Source organism: uncultured Anaerococcus sp. (assembly GCF_963510575.1).
In the GTDB taxonomy this organism is placed as follows: domain Bacteria; phylum Bacillota; class Clostridia; order Tissierellales; family Peptoniphilaceae; genus Anaerococcus.
In genome coordinates this window covers 1-8,314 of record NZ_CAUPFR010000074.1, presented here as the reverse complement: position 1 = coordinate 8,314, position 8,314 = coordinate 1, and the positions used below count along the sequence as shown (strand labels likewise).

Genomic DNA, 8,314 nt, shown 5'->3' with positions numbered 1-8,314 from the left:
AAAAACTTCTATAAAAATTAATGGCTTGATACTAATATACAAGAAAAAAAGTGATTAGCAGAATAGATAAATCTATTCTGCAACATCACCTTTGCTTATTTGTACATATTTAGTTTTTTCAAAAGCCCATCAATTTCATCTATGATTTGACCGATGAAGTCGATTGCGTCTTCTATTGGTTTTGTGCTTGTCATGTCTACGCCCGCTGCTTTTGCTAAGTCTATTGGACCCATGGATCCGCCTAGTTTTAGGACTTCTAGCCACTGTTTTCTGTCTTCTTCTGTGCCGTGGACTATTTTTTCTGAGATGGCTGTGCCTATTGTAAGACCTGCTTGGTAGGTGAAGGAATATAGTCCCATGTAGTAGTGTGGTTGTCTCATCCAGGTGAGTTCTGCTCCTTCATTTAAGACTACAGCGTCGCCCCAGAATTTTTCTAGTTTTTCTTTGAAAATTGCATTAAAATCAGCTGCTGATAGGCTTTCACCTTTTTCTACTCTCCTATAGACTTCTCTTTGGAAGGCTGCTTCGAGATAGTGGGTTACGAAGTTGTGGTAGTAGGTTTTGCCAATCATGGTTGATAGGACCCAAAGTTTTTCCCTGTCGTCTTTGGCTTTTTTCAAGAGATATCTTTCCATGGTGATTTCGTTGGCTGTTGATGGAGCTTCGACGAAGTACATGGACATATCGCATGAGAGGGCGTTTTGGTTGGCGTTTGAAAGGATGCCTTGGCCGGCGTGGCCTAGTTCGTGGGCTAAGGTCATGACTTGGCTCATGGAATGGTTGTAGGTTGTCATGATGAATGGGTGGGATGGGTAAGGTGAGGAGCAGAAGGCGCCTGTTCTCTTACCGATGTTTTGTGAATAGTCTATCCACCTATCAGCAAAGGCTTGTTTCATGTAGCCGATATAGTTTTCTCCGAGTGGAGATAGGCCGTCAACTATATAGTCTCTCGCTTCTTCTATGGAAACTTGTGGTTCATAGTCTGGGTCAATGGAAAGTTTTAAATCAGCGTAGGTCATTTGGTCTAGGCCGTAGTGGTTTTTGATAATATTTGCATATTTTCTCATAATTGGGGAAAGTTTTTCCATAATTATGTCAATATGGTTTTCGTAAATATCAAAATCTACGTCTTGGCGAGCTAGTAAATAGTGAAAGACTGATTCATAGCCACGTAAATCTGCCATTATCTTTTCGTTTTGGATAAGGTTGTTATAAACTGAAGCGTCAGCATTTTGGTAAGCTGCTAAAACCTTGTGGTAGTCAGCAAAGGCCTTTCTTCTTAATTCTGTGTCAGTTTCACCTTCTAGAAATTCTTCGAAAGTGTTGTGGTTTAGGACAACTTCCTTGCCATTGTGGTTGATATTTTCGAATTTCATATCCCCATATCTCATGTCATTGTAGTTGGTATATGGAGCATCAAAGGTAGGTGCAAGGGCAGCAAGGGCTGCTTCGGTCTTTTCATCAAGTAAATATTTTGCCTTATCCTTTATCCTTTTGAGGTAATAAGCGTAGTCTGGGTGGTTTTTGATAACTTCATCTAGGATTTTGCTATCAACCTTGACAAGGGCTGAATCATAGAAAGAAAGTTTGGCAAAAATCTTTGAAACTTCGCTACCAAACTTGGCATCTCTTTTAGCCATGGCATCATCTGTGGCATCTGTTTCCTTAGAAATACCAGAAAAAGTGCCAAGGCCATCTGTAAGGGAAATTATATCTGAATAAGCCTCTAGAGAAGCATAAACATCCTCGCTAGTCTCAAGCTTTGCATATTTTTCCTTAAAATCATCTGCCATTTTGGCTAGTTTTTCAATATCAGCATAAAAAGCTTCATCAGAAGCATAAAGGTCTTCAATGGCCCAAGTTTCTTTAGGGTCAACATCACATCTTTTTTTCATTTTTTCCTCCTTATATAAAAAATAATTTTAAATCTTTTAACTACTTGTTATTATATCACTTTGTATTTTGCTTATCCAAGATAAGGTATTGATTTTTTCAATCCGAGATTGAATTTATCTTATAGATTTTCTAAGTCATTGACATAACTGCTCCGTTCAAAGGGGGAGCCCAGGGGAACTTTCCGTATGTTCCCCAACCGGCTCCCCCTTAGACCCCCTTCGGCTACCCCCTCCGGGCGACCCCTCTGGCGGGGAGCATGAGCAGTAGATTTCCTTTGGAAATCTTTTTTTGTATAGTTTACGTCTTTGTATTAATTGGACTAGACTTTAACTTTTTTGACATTCAGTCGGCTAAAAATCTCAATCTCGTCTGACTTGTATTTTAAAACTTACATTAGTTCACAGTATTTATAAAGTCTTCACTTTTAGATAGCTTTCAGTGAGATTTTCTTAACGCCTCCCTCATTTACAAAAATACTAGGTCTTATGATTTATAATTATTTTGTTTTAAATTAATTAAAAATACAAATAAATTTAGCAATGTTTGGCGAAAGCCAAACGAGCCTAAGTCTTGTATGTACTTCGAGACAATTCCCTAATCTACCAAGGCCTAAATTCTAATAGAGGGTCACGTTAAAAAAACTGATTGTTTGAGGCGTAGCCGAGTTATCAGTTTTTAGTGACCTGATTATTAGAATGATAGTAAGGAAATACGCAATCACATACAAGGCTAATCTCTCTATCCAAAAAAGCTTGCGAAAAGCAAGCTTCCTTATCCGCACTCCGCTAAGGAGCCGTTCGGGGGTGTAACGGAAAGGGGGCCTGGGGGAACCCGATGAGGGGGCATACGGAAAGCCCCCTGGGGGTTCCCCCAGATACGGAGGGGGTCATGTAAATGACCAAGAACATTTATAAGATAAAATTAATCTCGGATTAATAAAAAAGATAATTTATCTCGGATAAGAAAAAATAAAATTGGTATAATCTATCATAAGATTATCTTATTTAAAGGGAGGATTTTATGCAAAAAAGAATAGAAAATTTTGCCAGGCTTGCTGTTGAGTTTGGTGTTAATGTGCAAAATGGGGAGGATGTTTTAATTTCTTCTCCTGTTGAGTCGCCTGAACTAGCACGTCTTATTACTAAGGCGGCTTATGAGAAGGGGGCTCGTAAGGTTTCTATAAATTGGGTTGATGATGCTCTTACAAGACTTGCCTACGAATACGAAAGTCAAGAAACCTTAAACGAAGTGCCTGACTGGGTTGTGGAGAAGTCTCGCTATCAAATTGCAGACAAGAGGTCTAATAGGATTTCCATTGTTTCTGAAGACCCAGATCTCCTAAAGGGACTTGATGAGGCAAAGATTTCTGAGGCTGTTAAGGCTCGTTCCCTAAAGCTAAAAGACTTTGTAAAATATACTATGAATGACATTGTATCTTGGCTTGTAATCTCAGTTCCATCTGTAAAATGGGCAGAAAAAGTTTTTCCAGACCTTAAGGGCGATGCAGCTTGCGAAAGGCTTTGGGAAGTTATCCTTGATGTTTGCAGGGTTTCTGAATCTTGGGAAGAAACTAAGAAAAATTGGGAGGACCACCTTAAGACTCTCGATGATAAGGCAGACTTTTTGAATAGCCATCAATTTGATTATGTTCATTACAAATCAGCTAATGGTACAGATTTGAAGGGGAAATTACCAAAAAATCACATCTGGATGTCTGCTGGATCTAAAAACGCAAAGGGCGATAGGTTTATTCCAAATATGCCAACTGAGGAAGTCTTCACTGCTCCTCAATACGATGGGGTTGATGGCAAGCTTGTGGCAACTAAACCTCTTGTTTACAATGGTGTAGTTATAAATCACTTTGAATTTACCTTCAAGGATGGGATGGTAATTGATTTTGACGCCAAGGAAGGCAAGGATACCCTAAAAAAGATGTTGGATTCAGATGAAGGCTCAAAAAATCTCGGCGAAATAGCTCTCGTTCCTTATGATAGCCCAATTTCAAATTCAAATATCTTATTTTATAACACCCTTTTTGACGAAAATGCTTCCTGCCACTTTGCCCTAGGCAAGGCTTATCCAACCTGTGTTGAAGGTGGGGCCGACCTTGACGATAGTGAGGTTAATTCTATCGGTATAAATGATTCCCTAATCCACGAAGATTTCATGGTTGGAGATAAGGACCTAGAAATAATCGGTTACAAAAATGAAAAAGCCTATCCAATCTTTAAGGATGGTAACTGGGCGTTTTAGGATATTAAAATTAAATATAAACAAAGATAGGACTTTTTTGTCCTATTTTTTTGTCTAGAAATTATTTGTGAAAACGATTAGTTAATTATTTATCAATGTGTAATTTAAAAGGATTTTCGTCTTGAAATTGTTTTCATAAAAAGATATCATGGATTTAAGGAGGATGGTTGGTTATGAGTTTTTGTTTTAGAAAAGATCAGGATAAGTACCAAGAATTTCTAAATTTTTTGGAAGCTAACAAGAACAAGAAGGGCGCTATCATGCCGATTTTGCAAAAGGCCCAGGAAATTTTTTCCTATATACCTGAAGAAATTGTGGATTTGATGGCCCTTAGGATGGGAGTTCACTCTTCAGAAATCTATGGGGTAGCAAGTTTCTACTCCCAATTCTCCTTTATTCCCAAGGGAGAGCACGAGATTTGCATATGTCTGGGCACAGCCTGCTATGTGAAAGGGTCTGATAAAATCTTGGCAGAGCTTGAAAAAGAGCTTGGCATCAAGGTTGGTGAGACTACTCCAGATGGGAAAATTAGCCTTACTGAAGCCAGGTGCATTGGTGAATGTGGGGTAGCTCCTGTTGTAAGTATTGACTCATCAAGGAATATCGAAAAGGCGAGCAGGGCTATGGTTTCCGATATAATCAAGGAGGTTTTGGAGGATACAAATGAAGTCAAGGCTTGATCAAATAAAAAAAGAAGGCTATGACAAATTACTTGCCAGATTAGATCCTGAAAAATATTACATAAAAGGCGATGATATCAAACTAAAGGGAGAATTTTTTGAAAAGCAAACCAGGCTTGTTTTGAGAAATTGCGACATAATCGACCCTGCATCCATAGAAGAATACATAGGCAGAGATGGGTATTTTGCCCTAGAAAAAGCCATTTACCAGATGAATAGGGAAGAGATTATAGAGGTCGTCACAGACTCAGGCCTTAGGGGCAGGGGTGGGGCAGGTTTTCCGGCTGGTCGCAAGTGGGAAACTGCTTTTAAACAAGATACCGATATTAAATACATAATTTGCAACGCCGATGAGGGCGACCCTGGCGCCTTTATGGATAGGTCAGTTTTGGAAAATGACCCACATTCTGTTTTGGAAGCCATGGCAATTTGTGCTAGAGCTGTTGGTGCAAGTCAAGGATTTATCTATGTTAGGGCGGAATATCCAAAGGCAGTTAAGGCTCTTAGGCGAGCTATAGAAGATGCTAAAAAATACAATTTGCTTGGGGAAAATATATTGGGATCTGATTTTTCCTTTGATATTGACCTAAGACTTGGTGCTGGCGCCTTTGTTTGTGGTGAGGGTACAGCCCTTATGGAATCAATCGAGGGCAAGCGTGGTATGCCAAGAAATAAGGAATTTAGGACAACGGTTAAGGGTCTTTGGGGCAACCCGACTGTCATCGACAACGTAGAAACCTTGGCAAATGTGGCCCAGATTATCCTAAAGGGAGCTGAATATTTTAGGGCCTACGGAACAGAAAAATCTCCAGGAACCAAGGTTTTCGCCCTAGTTGGCAAGGTTAAAAATTCAGGCCTCGTAGAAGTCCCTATGGGCACATCCATAAACACCATTGTCTATGATATAGGCAAGGGTATCCAAAATGACAAAAAAGCCAAGGCTGTTCAGACTGGTGGGCCGTCCGGTGGTTGTATACCTAAATCGCTTTTTGATACTGGTTGCGATTTCGAATCGCTAAAGAAAATCGGTTCTATCATGGGTTCTGGGGGCATGGTTGTAATGGACGAAGACGACTGCATGGTGGATGTGGCGAGGTTTTTCCTAGAATTTTCTGTGGACGAATCTTGTGGCAAGTGTACACCATGTAGGATTGGCAACAAAAGGCTCCTTGAAATGCTTGATTTAATCGTATCCGGCAAGGCTAGCGAAGAAACTCTTTTTAAACTCAGGGAACTTTCAGAAATTGTCTCTGAAACCAGCCTTTGTGGTCTGGGCCAGGCTTCGCCGAACCCAGTTCTTTCGACAATGAATTATTTTTATGACGAATACCTGGCCCATGTAGGTGATCAGAAAACTTGTCCTGCAAAAAGGTGCAAGGACTTGTTGGCCTATGAAATTACAGATAAGTGCATAGGTTGTGGCAAATGTCAGAGGGCTTGCCCGGTTGGGGCAATTTTTGGCAAGGCTAGGGAAATTCATTTTATAAGCAAAAATACCTGCATCAAGTGTGGAACTTGTATGGAAAATTGCCCAGTTGATGCCATAGTTTTAGGCTAGGAGGAGAGATGATTAGGTTAAAAATAAACGATATAGAAACAGAAGTTAGGGAAAAAACCACCCTGCTGGCAGCTGCCAAAGCTTTAAATTTTAAAATTCCTACTCTTTGCCACATGGACTTATCTGGGATTAACTTTGTAAATAAACTCGCATCTTGTAGGGTTTGCCTGGTTGAAGATGTAAAAAAGGGCAAATTAGTTCCTGCTTGTGCAACTTTTGCCAAGGAGGGAATGGAAATCAGGACTGATAGCCAAAGGGTAATTAGGGCAAGGCGTGCTGTGGTAGAACTAATCCTATCTGACCACCCGACTGACTGTTTGAAGTGTGCGAAAAATCTCGATTGCCAACTCCAAAAGCTTGCAGCTGACCTTAATATTAGAGAAATAAGGTATCCGGGCGAAAAGAGGAATTTGCCGATTGATGATTCTTCTTATTCTCTTGTGAGAGACCCAAACAAGTGCATACTTTGCAGGCGTTGCGAGACTATGTGCAATGAAGTTCAGACTGTGGGCGCTCTTGCAGAAATCGGCCGTGGTTTTATGACCCACGTCGGTTCGACTTTCTCTAGGCCAATGTTTGATACAACCTGCACCTTCTGTGGCCAATGCCTGGCAGTGTGCCCAACCGGTGCCCTAACAGAAAAATCAAACGTCTCAGAAGTATGGAAAATCCTCCAGAGAAAAGGTGGTGAAGACCTGGTAATAGTCCAAGTTGCCCCAGCTGTGAGGGTGGCCTTGGGCGAAGAATTTGGTCTAGAAGCCGGTTCTGAAGTTACGGGTCAAATGGTCACAGCCCTTAGAAACCTTGGTTTTGATAGGGTTTTTGATACAAATTTTGCAGCAGACTTAACTATTATGGAAGAAGCCAATGAATTTATAGAAAGACTTGGTGAGGGCAAGCCAATTTTGACTTCATGTTGCCCAGGTTGGGTAAATTTCATGGAAGGCCAGTTTTCTGACCTAATAGATATCCCATCTACCTGCAAGTCTCCACATGAGATGTTTGGGGCCATAGCCAAGACTTATTATGCAGAAAAAATAGGAATTGACCCAGCAAAGATTACCGTAGTTTCAGTTATGCCTTGTATTGCCAAAAAATATGAGGCAAAGAGGGACGAACTCCACAACGAAGGCGTATCTGATGTTGATATAGTAATCACAACTAGGGAGCTTGCCTCAATGATCAAAGAAGCTGGTATAGACCTTGTTAATATAAAAAAATCTGACTTTGATAATCCTTTGGGCGAATCTACTGGTGGGGGTACAATTTTCGGCGCCAGTGGTGGGGTAATCGAAGCTACAATCAGGACTGCTTATGATACCCTCACAGGTCAAAGCCTAGAAAAGGTCGAATACGAGGAATTAAGGGGCCTTAGGGGAGTTAAAAAGGCGGTTGTAAGTGTAAATGGCAGGGACATCCACATTGGTGTTGTAAATGGTCTTGGCAATACTAGGAAAATCCTAGAAAAAATCCGTTCTGGCGAGGAAAAACTCGATGCAATTGAGGTAATGGCTTGTCCGGGTGGGTGTATAGGCGGTGGTGGTCAACCTTACCACAAGGGCGACCTTACAATCCTAAAGAAAAGGGCGGCTAGCCTTTATTCCATAGATGAAAAGAAAATCTACAGAAAGTCTTACGAAAATCCATCCATCAAAAAGCTTTACGAAGAATACTTGGGAGAGCCTGGTAGCGAACGTGCCCACGAACTTCTCCACACTTCCTACAAGGCAAGGCCAAAATACTAAAATAAGTATGCTTGCTAGATTTATGGCTTCGATGAGTGTGGGAGGTGGAGAATTTTTGTTTAAAAAGGCCAAAAGGACCTATGAAATAGACCTAAATTTATAATAAAGCAATAATTTATATAAACTTAAAAGGGGCTGTTGCAAAAGTCCTAATATAGAAAAAAGACGAGGAAACTAAACAT

5 protein-coding genes are annotated in these 8,314 nt (G+C 40.6%); 4 read left to right on the top strand and 1 reads right to left on the bottom strand.

Annotated features, from left to right (window positions below; genetic code table 11):
- Window positions 1-95: 95 nt before the first annotated feature.
- Window positions 96-1,895 (bottom strand): oligoendopeptidase F, encoded by a 1,800-nt coding sequence (pepF, locus tag RQ907_RS06255; protein WP_311492521.1) that lies wholly within the window; start codon window positions 1,893-1,895, stop codon window positions 96-98.
- Window positions 1,896-2,916: 1,021 nt separating this feature from the next.
- Here pepF and RQ907_RS06250 point away from each other — a divergent pair.
- The 4 genes from RQ907_RS06250 (at window position 2,917) to RQ907_RS06235 (ending at window position 8,132) form a co-directional block, all read left to right on the top strand.
- Window positions 2,917-4,149, top strand: a complete 1,233-nt coding sequence (locus RQ907_RS06250) for an aminopeptidase (RefSeq protein WP_311492520.1) — start codon at window positions 2,917-2,919, stop codon at window positions 4,147-4,149.
- A gap of 173 nt (window positions 4,150-4,322) precedes the next feature.
- Window positions 4,323-4,829: an NAD(P)H-dependent oxidoreductase subunit E gene (locus tag RQ907_RS06245; protein WP_311492519.1), complete on the top strand. Its 507-nt coding sequence runs from the start codon at window positions 4,323-4,325 to the stop codon at window positions 4,827-4,829.
- Window positions 4,813-6,387, top strand: coding sequence for an NADH-ubiquinone oxidoreductase-F iron-sulfur binding region domain-containing protein (locus RQ907_RS06240; RefSeq protein ID WP_311492518.1), 1,575 nt, complete (start codon window positions 4,813-4,815; stop codon window positions 6,385-6,387). Before RQ907_RS06245 ends, RQ907_RS06240 begins: the two co-directional genes overlap by 17 nt.
- Window positions 6,388-6,395: 8 nt before the next feature.
- The gene (locus tag RQ907_RS06235) at window positions 6,396-8,132 is read left to right on the top strand and encodes an NADH-dependent [FeFe] hydrogenase, group A6 (protein WP_311492517.1); all 1,737 of its coding nucleotides are present in this window, start codon (window positions 6,396-6,398) and stop codon (window positions 8,130-8,132) included.
- The last annotated feature ends 182 nt before the right edge of the window (window positions 8,133-8,314 follow it).

Excerpts from the sequence above, each read along its gene's own strand:
- pepF (WP_311492521.1), bottom strand. The coding sequence starts at position 1,895 with ATGAAAAAAAGATGTGATGTTGACCCTAAAGAAACTTGGGCCATTGAA.
- RQ907_RS06250 (WP_311492520.1), top strand. The coding sequence starts at position 2,917 with ATGCAAAAAAGAATAGAAAATTTTGCCAGGCTTGCTGTTGAGTTTGGT.
- RQ907_RS06245 (WP_311492519.1), top strand. The coding sequence starts at position 4,323 with ATGAGTTTTTGTTTTAGAAAAGATCAGGATAAGTACCAAGAATTTCTA.
- RQ907_RS06240 (WP_311492518.1), top strand. The coding sequence starts at position 4,813 with ATGAAGTCAAGGCTTGATCAAATAAAAAAAGAAGGCTATGACAAATTA.
- RQ907_RS06235 (WP_311492517.1), top strand. The coding sequence starts at position 6,396 with ATGATTAGGTTAAAAATAAACGATATAGAAACAGAAGTTAGGGAAAAA.